16 protein-coding genes are annotated in these 16,631 nt (G+C 60.6%); 3 read left to right on the top strand and 13 right to left on the bottom strand.

The genetic code is table 11. The features are described from left to right. Positions 1-7: 7 nt before the first annotated feature. From rnc to gdhA, 4 genes are all read right to left on the bottom strand, one after another. Entirely contained in the window at positions 8-778 is a 771-nt protein-coding gene (rnc, locus tag HMPREF3147_RS05300; protein WP_070445456.1) for a ribonuclease III, read from the bottom strand. Then, positions 775-1,314: a YceD family protein gene (locus HMPREF3147_RS05295; protein ID WP_070445452.1), complete on the bottom strand. Its 540-nt coding sequence runs from the start codon at positions 1,312-1,314 to the stop codon at positions 775-777. Before HMPREF3147_RS05295 ends, rnc begins: the two co-directional genes overlap by 4 nt. 175 nt (positions 1,315-1,489) lie before the next feature. Next, positions 1,490-2,236 (bottom strand): DivIVA domain-containing protein, encoded by a 747-nt coding sequence (locus HMPREF3147_RS05290; protein ID WP_070445450.1) that lies wholly within the window; start codon positions 2,234-2,236, stop codon positions 1,490-1,492. Between the two features lie 124 nt (positions 2,237-2,360). After that, positions 2,361-3,707 carry an NADP-specific glutamate dehydrogenase gene (gene gdhA, locus HMPREF3147_RS05285; protein ID WP_070445447.1) on the bottom strand — a complete coding sequence of 449 codons (1,347 nt, stop codon included), beginning with the start codon at positions 3,705-3,707 and terminating at the stop codon, positions 2,361-2,363. Between the two features lie 171 nt (positions 3,708-3,878). Between gdhA and HMPREF3147_RS05280 the strand changes: the two genes are divergently transcribed. Further along, positions 3,879-4,997, top strand: a complete 1,119-nt coding sequence (locus tag HMPREF3147_RS05280; protein WP_070445731.1) for a glycerate kinase — start codon at positions 3,879-3,881, stop codon at positions 4,995-4,997. Between the two features lie 46 nt (positions 4,998-5,043). Here HMPREF3147_RS05280 and HMPREF3147_RS05275 read toward each other — a convergent pair whose 3' ends face one another. Beyond that, complete coding sequence (locus HMPREF3147_RS05275; protein ID WP_070445443.1) at positions 5,044-5,442, bottom strand: hypothetical protein; 399 nt, start codon at positions 5,440-5,442, stop codon at positions 5,044-5,046. 36 nt (positions 5,443-5,478) lie between these two features. Between HMPREF3147_RS05275 and HMPREF3147_RS05270 the strand changes: the two genes are divergently transcribed. Both HMPREF3147_RS05270 and HMPREF3147_RS05265 read left to right on the top strand, forming a co-directional pair. Then, positions 5,479-6,687 carry an amidohydrolase gene (locus HMPREF3147_RS05270; protein WP_070445440.1) on the top strand — a complete coding sequence of 403 codons (1,209 nt, stop codon included), beginning with the start codon at positions 5,479-5,481 and terminating at the stop codon, positions 6,685-6,687. 144 nt (positions 6,688-6,831) lie between these two features. Next, the gene (locus HMPREF3147_RS05265) at positions 6,832-9,222 is read left to right on the top strand and encodes a glycogen/starch/alpha-glucan phosphorylase (RefSeq protein WP_070445437.1); all 2,391 of its coding nucleotides are present in this window, start codon (positions 6,832-6,834) and stop codon (positions 9,220-9,222) included. Positions 9,223-9,374: 152 nt separating this feature from the next. Here HMPREF3147_RS05265 and pyk read toward each other — a convergent pair whose 3' ends face one another. From pyk to priA, 8 genes are all read right to left on the bottom strand, one after another. Beyond that, the gene (gene pyk / locus HMPREF3147_RS05260) at positions 9,375-10,796 is read right to left on the bottom strand and encodes a pyruvate kinase (protein ID WP_070445728.1); all 1,422 of its coding nucleotides are present in this window, start codon (positions 10,794-10,796) and stop codon (positions 9,375-9,377) included. A 300-nt stretch (positions 10,797-11,096) separates the two neighbouring features. Further along, positions 11,097-12,005 (bottom strand): prolipoprotein diacylglyceryl transferase, encoded by a 909-nt coding sequence (gene lgt, locus HMPREF3147_RS05255; protein WP_070445434.1) that lies wholly within the window; start codon positions 12,003-12,005, stop codon positions 11,097-11,099. Positions 12,006-12,046: 41 nt separating this feature from the next. Further along, on the bottom strand, positions 12,047-12,874 hold the full coding sequence (locus HMPREF3147_RS05250; RefSeq protein WP_070445431.1) for an indole-3-glycerol phosphate synthase TrpC: 828 nt from the start codon (positions 12,872-12,874) through the stop codon (positions 12,047-12,049). Between the two features lie 170 nt (positions 12,875-13,044). Beyond that, the gene (locus tag HMPREF3147_RS05245; protein WP_070445720.1) at positions 13,045-13,647 is read right to left on the bottom strand and encodes a TIGR02234 family membrane protein; all 603 of its coding nucleotides are present in this window, start codon (positions 13,645-13,647) and stop codon (positions 13,045-13,047) included. 79 nt (positions 13,648-13,726) lie between these two features. Next, positions 13,727-14,137, bottom strand: coding sequence for a phosphoribosyl-AMP cyclohydrolase (hisI, locus tag HMPREF3147_RS05240; protein WP_070445428.1), 411 nt, complete (start codon positions 14,135-14,137; stop codon positions 13,727-13,729). Continuing rightward, positions 14,134-14,898 carry an imidazole glycerol phosphate synthase subunit HisF gene (gene hisF, locus HMPREF3147_RS05235; RefSeq protein ID WP_070445717.1) on the bottom strand — a complete coding sequence of 255 codons (765 nt, stop codon included), beginning with the start codon at positions 14,896-14,898 and terminating at the stop codon, positions 14,134-14,136. The genes hisI and hisF overlap by 4 nt, the downstream gene beginning before the upstream one ends. Before the next feature lie 121 nt (positions 14,899-15,019). Continuing rightward, positions 15,020-15,823 carry an inositol monophosphatase family protein gene (locus HMPREF3147_RS05230; protein WP_070445425.1) on the bottom strand — a complete coding sequence of 268 codons (804 nt, stop codon included), beginning with the start codon at positions 15,821-15,823 and terminating at the stop codon, positions 15,020-15,022. A gap of 4 nt (positions 15,824-15,827) precedes the next feature. Continuing rightward, positions 15,828-16,610: a bifunctional 1-(5-phosphoribosyl)-5-((5-phosphoribosylamino)methylideneamino)imidazole-4-carboxamide isomerase/phosphoribosylanthranilate isomerase PriA gene (gene priA, locus HMPREF3147_RS05225; protein WP_070445422.1), complete on the bottom strand. Its 783-nt coding sequence runs from the start codon at positions 16,608-16,610 to the stop codon at positions 15,828-15,830. Between the last annotated feature and the right edge of the window lie 21 nt (positions 16,611-16,631).

The raw sequence follows: 16,631 nt of genomic DNA, 5'->3' as shown, positions 1-16,631 counted from the left end.
TCGTGGCTTAGCTCTCTTTGCCGGCGGTGCCCTGCACCAGCAAGGGTGTCTCGCGCAATGCTTGGCACGCTTCTTCCGCTGCCTGCTGCTCGGCGAGCTTCTTGTTATGCCCTGTTCCCCTACCCACGGTCAAACCGGCCACGGTAGCCACGGCGTTGAAGGTTTGATCGTGCTCAGGACCCGTCGAGGTGGCTGAGTAGACCGGCATCGCGGCCTTCAGCTCCGCGCACAGCTCCTGCAAGGTGGTCTTCCAGTCCATATGACGGCCGGACACCACGGCGTTGTCAATCTTGGCGGCGAACAGCTTCAGCACCACCCCGCGGGCAACCTCAAAACCATGCTGGCGGTAGATAGCCCCCAGGATGGCCTCGGTGGTATCGGCCAAGATGGAGTCCTTGTCACGGCCGCCGGTGGATTGCTCGCCCTTGCCCAACAGGACGTGCTCGCCCACGCCGATTTCGCGGGCGACATCGGACAGGCCATAGCGCGACACGATGGAGGCACGCATCTTAGAAATATCCGACTCGGGGCGCGAGGGGTACTTGTCGTAGAGCTTGGCCGCGATGGACAAGCCCAAGACGGCATCCCCCAGGAACTCGAGGCGCTCGTTGTTGGGCAGGTGCCCGTTCTCGTTGGCGAAGGAGCGGTGGGTCAGTGCCAAGCACAGCAGCTCATCGCTGATCTCCACGCCGAGTGCTTTTAGCAGCGGGGCGTGATCTACCTCCGCGAAGGCCGCGGCTAGTGCCTGTTCACCAGTGAGTTTCTTCTTCTTGCTCATAGGAACTTCTCCAGACCAGACCAACGCGGATCCACGCGCTCTTCTTCCCCAGAGACCCCCGTGGTTACTCCATCGGGAGCATCCACCTCGCAACCATCCTCGCACGTTGGCGCAAAGGGAAGGGATAAACCTGCCTCATCGATCACGGTCTGGAGGAGGTCGAGGATTCCATCCTTGATCTCGGGAACCTCATCACCGGAACCGCGATCCTCCTCCTCGGTCTCATCCCCGCTGACGAAGGACTCATCTGCGGAAAACACCTGGGATACGTGGAGATCCAGTTCCGGGTGCAGCTCTGCCAGGCAGCGGGCGCATTCGCCGCTGAGGGTGCCGGTGATATCAGCGTCCACCAACACACCAGAGCCCAACGGGGTCAAGGTGGCATCCACCTTAACCTCAGTACCTTCCGGGATGCCGATCATTTCCACGCCGATGCGCTCTGGCGCGGGTCCGGTCTGCACGCGGTGCTCAGGCAGCGCGTCGGTTCCTTGACTGCGGAGCAATTCCGTCACGTCGAACTTCAATGGTGATTTCATAGCGCCCACCAGCTTACCCTGTGGCGGCCCGCGCGCCCTAGACTGGCAAAGACCTGAATGCTGGGGCATAGGCGCTTAAGCACTTGGCCTCAAAGCTCGATTCTGCCCTCGGCGCTGTTCTCGCTTTTGCTGCACTCATTCCCTGGCGCGCGGAACGGCCGCGCATTAGTCCCCTCTAGTAGTCGCGGGGCGCACGCGGCGCCCGGCGTGCCGGTTCCCGGGTCTCGCGCACAGCGCCGCGTCCCTCAGTACGCGATTCACCGCGGGAGCGCACACCCGCCCCTCGACGCAGAGCGGAGCGATCGTTATTCACGGTGCGCAGGAGGTCAGACAAGGTGGTCTCGAATTCCCCGAGCTTGGCGTCAACGAATTCATCGCACTCGGTGCGCAGACGGTTGGACTCAGAGTGCGCGGTCTCCACGATACGGTGCGCCTCATCATCGGCGCGGCGCACGACCTCGGATTCGGAGACCAAGCGGTCTTGTTCAGCTTGGCCTGCAGCGACGGCACGCTGGTATTCCTCATCTGCTTGGGCGCGGGTGCGCTCGGCGTCGGAGCGTGCGTTGTCCACCAGGTTGCTGGCCTCGTCCTCTGCCTGGGCGACAAGGGTGGTGGCGCGATGTTGGGCGTCGGCCAGCATGGCGTCCGAATCCTCACGCGCACGGGTCACGGTGTCATCAGCCTCGGCATTGGCTTCAGAAATAATCTGCTCCGCGCGTTCTTCCGCACCCTGCAGGATCTCATCCTGCTTGTCCAAGACGTCCTGGGCATCATCCATTTCGACCGGGAGAGCGTTGCGGAGATCGTCGAGAAGCGCCAGCATCTCGTGGCGCGGGACCATGCAATTAGAGGTCATGGGAACGGCATAGGCCTGTTCCAGGTTGCGAACAAGTTCATCGAGGGACTCAAATACGCGGTACATGGCACCAGCCTAACCAAGCACATACGCACCGCGACGTATCCCACGCGGGAAGAAACTGCGAAAACCTCCCCACTCAGTGGGGAGGTTAAACCAAGGCATAGAGAGGAATAGAGAACGGCTGGGGCTAGATCACGCCCTGCGCCAGCATGGCATCAGCCACCTTCTTGAAGCCAGCGATGTTAGCGCCCGCGACATAGTCACCCTCCAAGCCATATTCCTTAGAGGTCTTATCGATATTGCGGAAGATATTGGACATGATCTCGTGGAGGCGCTGGTCGGTGTACTCGAAGGTCCAGGAGTCACGGGAGGCATTCTGCTGCATCTCCAGCGCAGAGGTCGCCACACCGCCTGCATTTGCGGCCTTACCCGGCGCGAAGGCGATGCCATTTTCCACAAAGTAGTGGGCGGCCTCCGGGGTACAGGGCATGTTCGCGCCTTCGGCAACATAGCGGACCTGATTCTTGACCAGGAGCTTGGCGTCCTCGCCGTCGAGCTCATTTTGGGTAGCGCACGGCAAAGCAACGTCGGCGCTGACCTCCCATACGTTGCCACCCTCGTGATACTCCACGCCCGCACCCGCTTCGCCGGCGTAGGTGGAAATGCGCTCGCGGCGGACTTCCTTAATCTCCTTGAGTAGCTCTAGGTCCACACCGTTCGGGGCGGTGATGTAGCCGGAGGAGTCAGACATCGCGACGACGGTACCGCCGAGCTGTTGCACCTTTTCGGCGGCGTAGATGGCAACATTTCCGGAACCGGAGACAATCACCTTGGCGCCGTCGAAAGACTCACCATGGGCCTTCATCATTTCCGAGGTCAGATACACCAGGCCGTAACCGGTAGCCTCGGTACGCACAAGGGAGCCACCCCAGCTCAGACCCTTGCCGGTAAGAACGCCAGACTCGTGCTTGCCCTCCAGTCGGCGATACTGGCCGAACAGGAAACCGATTTCGCGTCCGCCCACGCCAATATCACCGGCCGGGACGTCGCGGTATTCACCAATGTGGTTGTGCAGCTCCGTCATGAAGGATTGGCAGAAACGCATGACCTCGGCTTCTGACTTACCCTTCGGGTCGAAGTCAGAACCGCCCTTGCCGCCGCCGATAGGCAGGCCGGTCAGGGAGTTCTTGAAAATCTGCTCGAAGCCGAGGAACTTGATGATGCCCAGATTGACGCTCGGATGGAAACGCAGGCCGCCCTTGTAGGGGCCGAGCGCGGAGTTAAATTGCACGCGGAAACCGCGGTTGACCTGAATCTGGCCGCTGTCATCCACCCACGGCACGCGGAAGATGAGCTGACGCTCGGGCTCGCACAGTCGCTCGACCAGGCCGTAATCAGCGTAGTGAGGGTCTTTATTGAGGACGATCTTCAGTGAGTCGAGTACCTCAGCGAGTGCCTGATGGAATTCCGGTTCGCCAGCATTACGCTTGAGAAGCTTGCTGTAGTAATCGGAGATTTGCTGGTCGATGGACATGGCAATCCTTTCATTGGGCACCGTTCCTCACGGTCGGTGCGTCATCCATTGAACAAGCAATAGTTTTCTATCAATCGACCTAAATTGCAAGATGGCCGTACTGTGGCGTGCCTTAAGGGCTGGTCAGAGCGCGAAAATTTTTTCTCGTATCTCTGCCATATACTCATGGGCATGCGCATTCTTGTTGCCCCCGATTCCTTTAAAGGCACCGCTACTGCAGCCGAAGCTGCCGCCGCCATTGCATTGGGCGCGCGGCGCGCTCTCAGCTCCTCGCCCCACGCAGACACAGCGAAGGTAACGACCCTGCCCATGGCCGATGGCGGCGAAGGCACCGCGGAGGTGCTCGCCAGCGCCGCTGTTCATCGCCACGGCACGGCGGGGCAAACGATTACGCTGCCTACCACCGATGCCATTGGCCGCCTGACCGAGGCCAGCTACCAGCTCGTTGGTGACACAGCCTTCATCGACGTCGCCGCCGCCACCGGCCTTCCTGCCGTTTCCGACGCCCTCGATCCACTCCATGCGGATTCCTATGGAACGGGCGTGCTGGTGGCCGACGCCGAATCGCGCGGCGCCAAGCACATCGTTCTTGGCCTCGGCGGCAGCGCCAGCATCGACGGCGGTCTCGGCATCCTCGCCGCGCTCGGCGCCGCCGCCCACGATGCCCGCGGATACGCCCTGCCCAAGGGCGGCGCACCTTTGGTCAACCTCGACCACATCGACACCGCGCAGCTCAACATGAAGGCGGCCATGCTGGACTACACCTTGGTCACCGATACTCGCGCCGTGCCCGTCCAAGCCGCAACGATGTACGGCCCACAAAAAGGCGCTGAGGGCGAACAAGTAGCACTACTGGCGGGCGCGATGCTACGGCTCTGCGAAGTCACGGAGACCGACCCACAGGCCGAATTCTTTGGCGCCGCAGGCGGCATTCCCATCGCCCTGAGCTGGCTTTCGCGCACGCTCTGGGGCACCTCGGAGCACTGCCGTATCGTGCCGGGCGGCCAGTATGTAGCCCAAGCACTCAATCTACCCACGCGTATCGCCGAGGCGGATCTCGTCCTTACCGGCGAGGGGCGCTTCGACGAACAATCGCTTACCGGAAAGGTGGTGGGCACGCTGGCGGACATGACTAGCCCGCCAACCCTGGGCATCATCGCCGGCTCCGCAACCGCATCGGCGCCACAGGGCACACTGCTGGAAGAACTCGACGGGGAGGAAGAGGGGGACGTCGCCCAGCGCTTAAGCAACGCGGCCGAACGCCTCGTCCGCAGCGTTCTGCAGAGCTAAAACTCTCTGAGGCTAAAGCTCTCTGAGACTATAGCTTTCAGCAGAACTACGGGGTCACCTGCACCGCCCACGGGAAAATTGCCGGTCGCTCGTGGGCGAGCTCGTCCTCCAGCAACACGTGGTCCTTCGGTAGAACCGAATGGGGTGTCAACAAGCGTGCGAGGACCATGGTCAGCTGATTGACGGAGCCCTTCACGCCATCGACATCGATGGCATAGCGGTAGACATTGGCGTCCTCTAAATCACGCTCTTCATGCTCATCGCGGTAGGTCTGGCGCAGCTGTTCTTCCAGCCCCTCCGGGAGTGCAGGATCGGGCACACGGGTAACCTCAGCAGAAGCTAAGGAGCCGTTATCCACCAGCTTGTGGGTAGCAGTGCTAAAGATTTCGGCCACGCGCTCGGCTTGAGCATCCGGCACCAGAACATCAAAGTGAATCAATGGCATGTAGGTAACCCTACCCAAACTTGAAGGACAGTAACTATGGCAGATCCCACACTTTCTCGGCTGAGCTCGCTCCTCCTCGAAGATTCAGTCGATCTCAGCTGGCAACGCGCCTTCTATGAAGACATGCATGCCCACCCAGAGCTGTCCCACCAAGAGGAACGCACCGCCGGGCGGATTCTGGAACAACTAGATAAGTACGAGTGCGAGCTCGTCACCGGAATCGGCGGCCATGGCATCGTCGCTATCTTCCGCAACGGGGACGGCCCAACCGCGCTGATGCGGGCTGATTTTGATGCCCTCCCGGTGGCCGAGGAAACCGGCGTCCCCTTCGCCGCCACCAATGGCGCAATGCATGCCTGCGGGCACGATGTACACACCACGGCATTGCTCGGCGCGTGCGCGATTCTCGACGCCCACCGCGACGCCTGGCACGGCACCTTCCTAGCGCTGTTCCAACCGGCGGAGGAATCATCCATGGGCGCCAAATACATGATTGCGGACGGGCTCACCGACCGCGTTCCTGCACCGGATGTGTGCTTTGGTCAACACGTCATGCCGGGCCCCGCCGGCCAGGTGCAGTCCACCGCCGGCCCCATCCTGGCCGGCTGTGACTCCCTCCGCATCCGCATCACGGGGCGCTCCGCGCACGCCTCCATGCCGCACGAGGCCATCGATCCTTCCTACGTGGCCGCCATGGTGGTCACCCGTCTGCAGGCCATCGTCGGCCGCGAAGTCCCTCCCCATGATTTCTTTGTCATCTCGGTGGGCGAGCTGCATTCGGGCGATAAAAACAACATCATTCCGGGCAGCGCCGAACTCGTACTTAACACCCGCTATTACAAGCCAGAGTTGGCGCAGCGCGTCTATGCCTCCCTCGAGCGTATGGTGCGAGCCGAGTGCGAAGCCTCGGGATGCCCAGCAGAGCCCACCTTCGAGTACTTTGCCCATGGCGAAGTCACCGATAATGACGCTTCCACTCACGAGACCGTTCGCTCGGCCTTCGACGCAGTCTTTGCTGATCTCTCCGTGAGCGCCACCCCATCCACCGTCTCCGAGGATTTCTGCTATCTCCCACAAGCCTGGGGCGTGCCTTATAACTTCTGGTTCATCGGCTCCACGCCGGAACACCTCCTGGACAACCCGCCGGTCAACCACCAATCCACTTTCCTGCCGGATTATGAACCCACCATGCGCTCGGCCACCCACGCCGGGGCTGCAGCCGTCCTGTCTTTTCTGGGGCGCTAACCTTCCCGGCACAACGCTTTCGCTGTGTGTGATGATTAATGCACGCTGGCTGGCAGTGCTCTCTCCTGCAGCTGAATGCGGAACTGGTTAAGCTTGGGTGTTGGTATTTTTCCGCATTTTTATGCCTAAGGTGAAGGGATTCTCATGAGTCAACCCCAGCACTCCGATTTTCAGACCGCAGTTCCCGGACACGTCCGCGCCGCTGCTGGTGTCTCCCCCTCTGCCGCGACTAACCGCAAGTTCTGGTCCGGCTTGTCTTCTTCAGTAATGGAGCAGATTGCTGACAACTGGGAGGCCACCCGCACCGCCTACTCCGCCGCCCGCCAGCAGCACTATTTCTCTGCTGAGTTCCTCCAGGGGCGCGCCCTGCTCAACAACCTCACCAACGTCGGACTCGTCGACGAAGCCCGCGCCGCTTCCAAGGCCGCCGGTCACGAACTCTCCGATGTTCTCGAAGCCGAGCACGATGCTGCACTAGGCAACGGCGGCCTGGGCCGCCTCGCCGCCTGCTTCCTCGATTCTGCTGTCACCCAGAACTACCCGGTCACGGGCTACGGCCTGCTCTACCGCTACGGTCTCTTCCGTCAGTCCTTCGACAACGGTTTCCAGCGCGAGGAACCAGATGCCTGGATGGAAAATGGCTACGACTTCATCATTCGCCGTGCCTCCGAACAGCGCTTGGTCCACTTCGATGACATGGACGTACGCGCTATCCCCTATGACATGCCGATTACCGGATACGGCACCAACAACGTAGGTACGCTGCGCCTGTGGAAGTCCGAGCCTATCGATGAATTCGATTACGATGCCTTCAACTCGCAGCGCTTCACCGAAGCCATCGTGGAGCGCGAGCGCGTCATGGACATCTGCCGCGTGCTCTACCCCAACGACACGACCTACGAGGGCAAAGTACTGCGCGTTCGCCAGCAGTACTTCTTCGTCTCGGCCTCGCTGCAGCAGATGATCGATAACTACATCGAGCACCACGGCGAGGACCTCACCGGCTTCGCCGAGTACAACTGCATCCAGCTCAACGACACCCACCCGGTGCTGGCCATCCCCGAATTGCTCCGCCTGCTTCTCGACGAACACGGGATGGGCTGGGACGAGGCCTGGAAGGTCGTCACCGAGACTTTTGCCTACACCAACCACACCGTGCTGGCTGAGGCTTTGGAGAGCTGGGAAGTATCCATCTTCCAGAAGCTGTTCTGGCGCATTTGGGAGCTGGTGGAAGAGATCGACCGCCGCTTCCGTGAAGACATGGCCCAGCGCGGCCTGGATCAAGGGCGCATCGACTACATGGCTCCGGTGTCCGACGGGCATGTCCACATGGCGTGGATCGCTTGCTATGCCGCGTACTCCATCAATGGCGTCGCCGCCCTGCACACCGAAATCATCAAGGCGGACACGCTCTCCGAGTGGCACGAGCTGTGGCCGGAGAAGTTCAACAACAAGACCAACGGCGTGACCCCTCGTCGTTGGCTGCGCATGTGCAACCCGCGCCTGTCCGACCTGCTCACTGAGCAGGCTGGTTCTGATGCCTGGGTTACCGATCTGACCGAGCTGGCGAAGCTGGCTCCTGTGGCTGAGGATGAGAAGGTGCTGCGCCAACTCATCAACATCAAGCGCGCCAACAAGCAGGATTTCGCCGCATGGATTGACGCACACCAGGGCGCTACCGTGGACCCGGATTCCGTTTTCGATGTCCAGATCAAGCGCCTGCACGAGTACAAGCGCCAGCTGATGAATGCGCTTTACATCTTGGACCTGTACTTCCGCATCAAGGTCGACGGCGAAACCGTTCCGAAGCGCACCTTCATCTTTGGCGCGAAGGCAGCGCCGGGCTATGTCCGCGCGAAAGCCATCATCAAGCTCATCAACACCATCGGTGACCTGGTCAACAACGACCCGGCTACCAAGGACGTGCTCAACGTAGTCTTTGTTGAGAATTACAACGTCTCCCCCGCCGAGCACATCATCCCAGCCGCTGATGTCTCCGAGCAGATTTCCGTCGCCGGCAAGGAAGCCTCCGGTACCTCCAACATGAAGTTCATGATGAACGGTGCCCTGACCTTGGGCACGATGGACGGCGCCAACGTAGAGATCGTCGAGGCAGTGGGCGAAGACAACGCCTACATCTTCGGCGCCCGCAACGAAGAAATCCCGCAGCTGCGCGCCGAGTACAACCCGGGCGAGCTCTATAACACGGTTCCGGGCCTGGCGCGTGTCCTCGATGCCTTCACCGATGGCACGCTGGGTTCGGAGAATGCAGGCATGTTTAGTGATCTGCGCTCCTCGCTGCTCGATGGCTTCGGCGAACACGCTCAGGATACCTACTACGTCCTCGGGGACTTCGCCGACTACCGCGAGACCCGTGACCGCATGGCTGCTGACTATGAAGCGGACGAGCTGGCATGGGCCAAGAAGGCCTGGCTCAACATCTGCTACTCCGGGCGCTTCTCCTCTGACCGCACTATCGCTGACTATGCCAACGAAGTGTGGAAGCTGACCCCGACCCCCATTTCCCACGTCTAGACAGACAGGGGTTAAAAGACGCACTAGTGCCTATTAACCCCTAGACGGGGCTTTCCGGAAAGACAAAGCGCCGCCCCACCACCGTTCCCCCTTCCCACTTAGTGGGTAAGGAAGCAAGCGGGGTGAGGCGGCGTTGTTTGTCTGCGACGGTTTTACTTATCGCGCAGAGTCTGGCCCAGCTCGTGGACCTGAATCATATTGGTGTTACCAGAGATTCCAGGAGGGGTACCGGCGATGACGACGATCATGTCGCCTTCCTTGTACTTATCCATTCCCAGCAGAGCCTCATCAATGGCGGCCATCATGTCATCGGTGGACTCGACCGAGTCACTCAAGAAGGTCTCTGCACCCCAGGTCAACGCCAGCTGCGAGCGCACCGCCGGGTACGGGGTGAAGGCAAGGAGCGGCAGCGCGGAGTGCAAACGAGCCACGCGCTTCGCGGTATCACCGGAGGTGGTGAAGGCGACGATGGCCTTCGCATTCAGGCGCTCAGCAATATCGCGTGCGGAGTAGGACACAACACCGCGCTTGGTGCGCGGAACGTGCGACAGCGGAGGAACCTGGCCGCCTTGCTCAGCATTCGTCACGATGCGGGACATCGTGCGCACAACATTGTGCGGGTCGATGCCGACGGAGGTCTCACCGGAGAGCATGACGGCATCAGCACCATCGAGCACTGCGTTAGCCACGTCGGAGGCCTCCGCGCGAGTCGGGCGCAGGTTGGAGATCATGGAATCGAGCATCTGCGTTGCCACGATCACCGGCTTGGCATTCTCACGCGCGATCTGGATAGCGCGCTTCTGGAACAGCGGAACCTGCTCCAGCGGGACCTCGACGCCAAGGTCACCGCGCGCAATCATGATGGCATCGAAAGCCAAGACGATGGATTCAAGGGCATCGACCGCCTCCGGCTTCTCGAGCTTCGCAATAACCGGAACGCGGCGGCCTTCCTCATCCATGATTTCGTGGACCTTGTCCACATCGGCTGGGGAACGAACAAAGGACAGAGCGATCATGTCCACGCCGAGCTTCAATGCGAAGCGAAGGTCAGCAATGTCCTTCTCCGACAGCGCCGGCACAGAAATGTCCATGCCTGGGAGGGACACGCCCTTGTTATTGGAGACCGGTCCGCCCTCGGTGACCTCACAAACAACGTCATTGCCGTCGACTTCCTTGCAGACGACGGCGACCTTACCGTCGTCGATCAGCAGGCGGTCACCCGGCTTCGCGTCCTGCGCCAGGTTCTTGTAGGTGGTGGACACGCGGTCGTGCGTACCTTCTACGTCATCAACGGTGATGCGGACGATTTCGCCGTCCTTCCACATCTCTTCACCGTTGACGAAGCGACCCAGACGAATCTTCGGTCCCTGGAGGTCCGCCAGGACGCCGACTGCCTGGCCGGTCTCATCGGTAGCCTCACGGACCCAGCGGTAGTTCGCCTCGTGGTCCGCATGCTCGCCGTGGGACATGTTTAGACGCGCCACGTTCATGCCTGCTTCAACGAGGCCAAGGATTCCTTCCTTGCTTGCTACAGCAGGACCCAACGTACAAACAATTTTGGTTCTTCTATCCAACATGGAGTGCCTTATTCACATCGGGAGTTTCTAACGGTTCCCAAACTACCCCGCTTTGCTGGTCTCGGCCACCACGAATGAAGCTCACACCATGTTTTGACCCTCGAATCAGGCTTCCCCGGTGGCTGTTGCAGCCCCTTCCGATTCGGCAACAACCGGGAATAACCGGGCACATCTGGGCATTTTGTGTCCATGCTCCCGAAACTCGAGACTCTCGGTCAAGGCGTCTTAAAACATTGTGTGATCCCGGCTACTTCCCGAAGCCTCAGCGCGTGAATCTGTCGCTAGGCGCTGCGACTGTCACCTTTGTGAGTCAGCGACTCCTGCACTGTCACCGACGTCGGCGGCACGGGCCGGGTCCACCTCTTCTGGTGTTTCCTGGCCGCGCGGCAGCCGGAAGTACACGATGAGCGCTACAACAAAGCAGACCACTGACACGATGACGTTGACACGCAGACCAAAGATGAGCGTGGCATCGTCAGCACGCATGTTTTCTACAACGAAGCGCCCCGCTGTGTATCCGGCGACGTACAGCGCAAACACACGACCATGGCCGAGCTTGAATGCCTTGTGGGCCCACAGCAGGAACACGCACACCGCCACGTTCCACAGCAGCTCATAGAGAAATGTCGGATGCACCGAGGCGATTACTTCCCCGGTCGAGCGCCCACTGATCGGCGCGTATTCACCGCTTTCATTCACACGATAATAAATGTCGAGAGCCCACGGGACGGTGGTCTCACGACCATAGAGTTCCTGGTTGAACCAATTGCCTAGGCGGCCAATAGCCTGCGCCAATATGAGTCCAGGCGCGACGGCATCCGCAAACGGCCCCACAGGGATGCCCTTGACTTTGAACATGAGCCACACCGCGACCGCGCCCAAGGCCACCGCTCCCCAAATACCTAGTCCACCGTTGGTGATTTTCAGCGCGTCGAGAGGATCACACGTGGAGCAGAAGTACTTATCATTATCCGTAATCACGTGATAGAGGCGGCCGCCAATGATGCCGGCTGGGATCACTACCAAGGCAGCATCCCAGACCACATCCGGGTTTCCACCCCGGGCGGTATAGCGGCGCAGAGTCATCCACAGCGCAACGAGGATGCCGGCGATAATGCACATGGCATACGCACGAATAGGGACTGGTCCGAGATGCCACACGCCTTGTGGCGGAGAGGGAATGTTGGCGAGGTAGTAAATCTGCACGGGAAATAGTGTGCCTGAAAAAGACGGCCACTACAACGCGCTTAGCTTCTGCGCGAAGGGCACGCCGGATGCTGGCCGGCGGCCACTAAGGAGCGGGCCAAAGCCATCGGGTCCTGGGCCGCCATAATGGACTCACCGACGAGGATGGCATCGGCTCCCTGCGAGGCATAGGACAACACGTTACGCGGACTATTAACGCCGCCCACCGCAATACGTGTGATGCTCTCAGGAAGACCCGGTGAAATAGTAGAAAAGGCCTCCCGATTAAGTGCATCGGAGGCCAAAGACCACGCATTGATGGCCACGACAGTACCCCCTGCTTTGATAACGCGATCCACCTCAGCGCACGTGCGCACTTCCAGGATGGCTGTCATTCCAAGGGACTCCACGCGGTCGAGGAGCGACTCGAGGCGAGCCTGATCAAGCAACTCCACCTGCAAAGGAATCGCATCCGCCCCATAACAGCGCGCTTCATGAATCTGATAAGGATCAACAATGGTGTCGCGGCACAGCATAGGAATGTCGATTGCAGCGCGGGCAACACGCATGTCCTCCAGGGAGCCATGAAAGCGGCGCCTGTCTGTCTGGCAGGCCATGACGTGCACGCCTGCTTCCTCCAGCTTTCGTGCCAGGGCCGCGACGGAGTGCGGTCCGTCTAGGTGGACGATCTCTCCACCATAAGGCACGGCGCGCTTGATTTCGGTGATGATAGAACACCCCGAACGCAATAGGGCCTGTGCGGTATCGCGCGGTGCGTCCATGTCTCGAGACCGCGCTTTAACTTCCTTGAAGGGGACGCGCGCCTCCCGTGCGGCTACATCAGCTAGTACGCCGGCCACAAGGTGATCGACGGCAATCGGGGTAGGCATGGAGCACCTCCCTTCCCCGAAGGAAACTCAAAGAAAGAAACAGGGGCGTTTGAGATCACACTTAGGCTAGCGCGCCCTTGCCTCTAACAAGAAATCCGGGGCACCCGATTCCGTGCTAGGACCACTACATGAAGCGGGACATGCAGCCACGGCTCACGCCGCTGCCATACCTAGGTCGACCGGGGATCGGTGGGGTCAATATCGGCATCGAGGGCATCCCACATCACACGGCCGGAGTCCTGGGAGGTTTCGAGATCTTCCTGCAGGCGTTCCTGGCGTACCGCCGGGGTTTCATATTTGGCGGAGCGGGGCTTATCGGCCCCCGGATTGCTCGCCACCATGACCGCGCCGAAGAGGGCAAGCGCCGCACCGGCGATAGCAAGCACAGGGCCAACGGTCGACGCATCAGCGGTGAGGACAGTGGCCCAATCCGAAATGGTTGCGGAATCCACGGAGGTATCGTTCGTTCCTCCCTGCAGCAGCTCTTGAGCACGCTCCGCCTCGGGGCCGGCAGTCAACAGCGCAACCGGGCGCCATCCGGCAGCCGCCGCGGCGAGTGCGGTGAGGACAGAGACAATTCGACGGCCCGTGCGCCGCAGCGCAAAGGCTGCCACACCGCCAGCGAGAACCACGACGCTGAGTGCAATGAGCTCGAGGGACCACAAGGAACCAGATAATTCCACAACACTCGAACCGGCCTTATCGTCTTCGACCGCCGCCGTCACCCACGTCATGCGGGAAGACAGCCACAACAGGATGGCGCCGACGAACATCAGCACGGGTCCGATGCGTTTAGCTCCACTGTGCTTTGCTTCAGTGCACTTTGCTTCAGTGCGCTTTGCTTCAGTGCGCTTAGCCATTGTTCTCCTCTCCGAAGAGATCGCGTGCATCGAAGCACGTCCGGTCCCCGGTATGGCACGCGCCGCCGTGCTGACGAACGGTCAGTAAGACGGTGTCTCCATCGCAATCTAAGCGCGCACCCACCACCTCTTGGGTATTGCCGGACGTCAGACCCTTAATCCAATACTCACGGCGCGAGCGTGAATAGTAGGTCCCACGACGCGTCGCCAACGTATAGGCCAAGGCATGATCATCCATCCATGCCAGCATGAGCACTTCTCCGCGCTCCGATTGCACAATGGCCGGAACCAAACCCGCTTCGTTGCGCTTAAGCTGCTGAGCAATCTCTTCACTCAGCTCGTAGTCCCCTACGGCCTCCGAATCGGTGCTTCTGTGCCCGCTGCTTTCATTGTGTACCTTCACTGGCGGACCTCCTTCCCTGCTGCCGCAAGTGCCTCTTTAACCTCAGAGATCTCTACCTCGCGGAAGTGGAAGATGCTGGCCGCGAGCACGGCATCTGCCCCGGCATCAACAGCCGGTGGAAAATGCTCGGCCCTACCCGCTCCGCCGGAGGCGATGATCGGCACGGACACCGCCGCACGCACCGCCTCGATCAATTCGATGTCGAAGCCCGCCTTGGTGCCGTCTCCATCCATGGAGTTCAGCAGAATCTCACCAACCCCTAGTTCCTCACCGCGCTTGGCCCACTCCACGGCGTCGAGGCCTGCCGAGCGCGTTCCACCATGTGTGGTGACCTCAAAGCCGCTGGGAAAATCTTTCGCGCGGCGAGCATCCACCGAAAGCACAATGCACTGGGAACCAAAGACATCCGCCAGTTCGCGCAGCAACTCCGGGCGCGCGATGGCAGAGGAGTTTACAGAGACCTTATCCGCGCCGGCACGAAGAAGCTCGCGGACATCGTCCACCGACCTGACTCCACCGCCAACGGTCAACGGGATAAAGACTTGATCGGCCGTACGGCGCACCACATCAAGCATGGTGCCGCGGCCATCCTTTGATGCGGAGACGTCGAGGAAGGTCAGCTCATCAGCGCCCATGTGGCCATAGCGGGCAGCCAACTCCACCGGGTCACCGGCATCACGCAGGTTTTCGAAGTTCACGCCTTTGACCACACGGCCATTATCAACGTCAAGACACGGGATCACGCGCACGGCAAGTGCCATGGTGACCATCCTCCTAAAACTAAAGGTCAGATGAGAGGCAGTCCGTATGGAAACTGCCGAATACTAAAAACTACGTCCGGCTTCAGCGCCCAATTCCCACGCTGGGGTTTAGTGCCGGAGCCTAGCGCTCCCCACGAGGATTTCGGGCGATGGCATCCAGAATTGTGGCATGAACCTGCGGGGTTCCTCCCACAAAGCCCTTCGAGTTGGCGGTCCACTCATTTCCTTCTGGATCACTCACGCGGCCACCGGCGGCCTTGATCATGAGCGCACCCGCCGCGTTATCCCATGGGTGCGGCGAGAAATTCACCGCCCCATCAAACACGCCTTGGGCCACGAAGGCATTGTCCAGCCCCACCGACCCAGTCATGCGGGGACGCAACCCGGTCTCTCGGAGGTCCTTGAACAAATCGGTTGGCAGGTGTGAGGAACAGCCCACATGACCGCGGGCCTCGTCGAAGCCCTGAGCCTCCTCGCCGCCCCCGAGACCGGTCGAGGGGCCGCCGCTGGTGCGCAGTGGCATGCCTTGTGCCGCGACGACGCGACGGTTTAGCAAAGGAAAATCTGCGACTGCGACGACGGGCTTCGCTTCGTGCAAAAGCGTGACAAGAATTCCGCAGCACGGATTTCCCGCGGAATAGTTCGCGGTTCCGTCCACTGGGTCCACGACCCAGATCGTCTCTTGGAGGTCTCCCCCGTATTCCTCGCCGAGCACCGGGATTCCGGTGAGCTGACTCAGCGTTTGACGCAACTGCTGCTCAATGACCAGATCTACCTCGGTGGCAAAGTCTCCCTCGCCCTTGAAACGCGCGGGCGCTGCGCCGAGGCCACTGCGGAAGAGATCATCAACGTGATCCACCGCTGCCTCCGCAAAGGCAACAAGCTCGCGTGGGTCCGACTCCGAAGTTCCTGTCATCGGGGCCATCGGCCTACCTCTCCTCGATCGGGTCGATGTATTCCTCTCCCGGCAGCGGGGTAACCTCTGCAACGGCAGCGAGAGCTTCCTCCAGCGTGAAGCGCTCCTCATAGAGAGCCTTACCGATGATGGCGGAATCAATTCCCTCATTTTCGTAGAGGGCCAATTCACGCAGATCATCCAGGGTGGAAATTCCTCCGGAAGCAGTGACCTTGGCTTCTGTGGCGGCCGCGACCTCACGCAACAACTCAATGTTGGGGCCCTGCAGCGTACCGTCCTTGGACACGTCCGTTACTACGAAGCGAGTACAACCAGCCGCATCGAGGCGTTCGAGGACCTCCCAGAGGTCGCCGCCATCAGATACCCAGCCGTTACCTCGCGTACGCCACTCGCCATCCACCAGGCGGACCGCCAAGTCCACTGCGATGCGGTCACCGTGTTCTGCCAGAGCCTTGGCAATCCAGTCAGGGTTCTCCAAAGCCGCGGTACCAATATTGACGCGGCGCGCACCGGTGGCGAGAGCCCGGGCCAGAGATTCATCATCTCGAATCCCGCCGGTCAGCTCCACGTTCAGGTCCACGCTTGTGGTGATTTCGGCGAGCAGTTCATGGTTGGATCCGCGGCCGAAAGCCGCGTCCAAATCGACTGCATGCAGCCACTGCGCACCCTGAGCCTGCCACTTCAGGGCAGCCTCACGCGGCGAGCCATAGGATTTCTCGGTTCCGGCCTCTCCTTGATCAAGGCGAACTGCCTGACCATCAACGACATCAACCGCGGGCAACAGTGTAAAACTCATGGTGGGTAGTCTACCTTTCAC

This window comes from Corynebacterium sp. HMSC05D03, from assembly GCF_001807205.1.
Taxonomy (GTDB): domain Bacteria; phylum Actinomycetota; class Actinomycetes; order Mycobacteriales; family Mycobacteriaceae; genus Corynebacterium; species Corynebacterium aurimucosum.
Note: the sequence above shows the minus strand (reverse complement) of the source record. Positions and strands in the feature narration are given on the sequence as shown.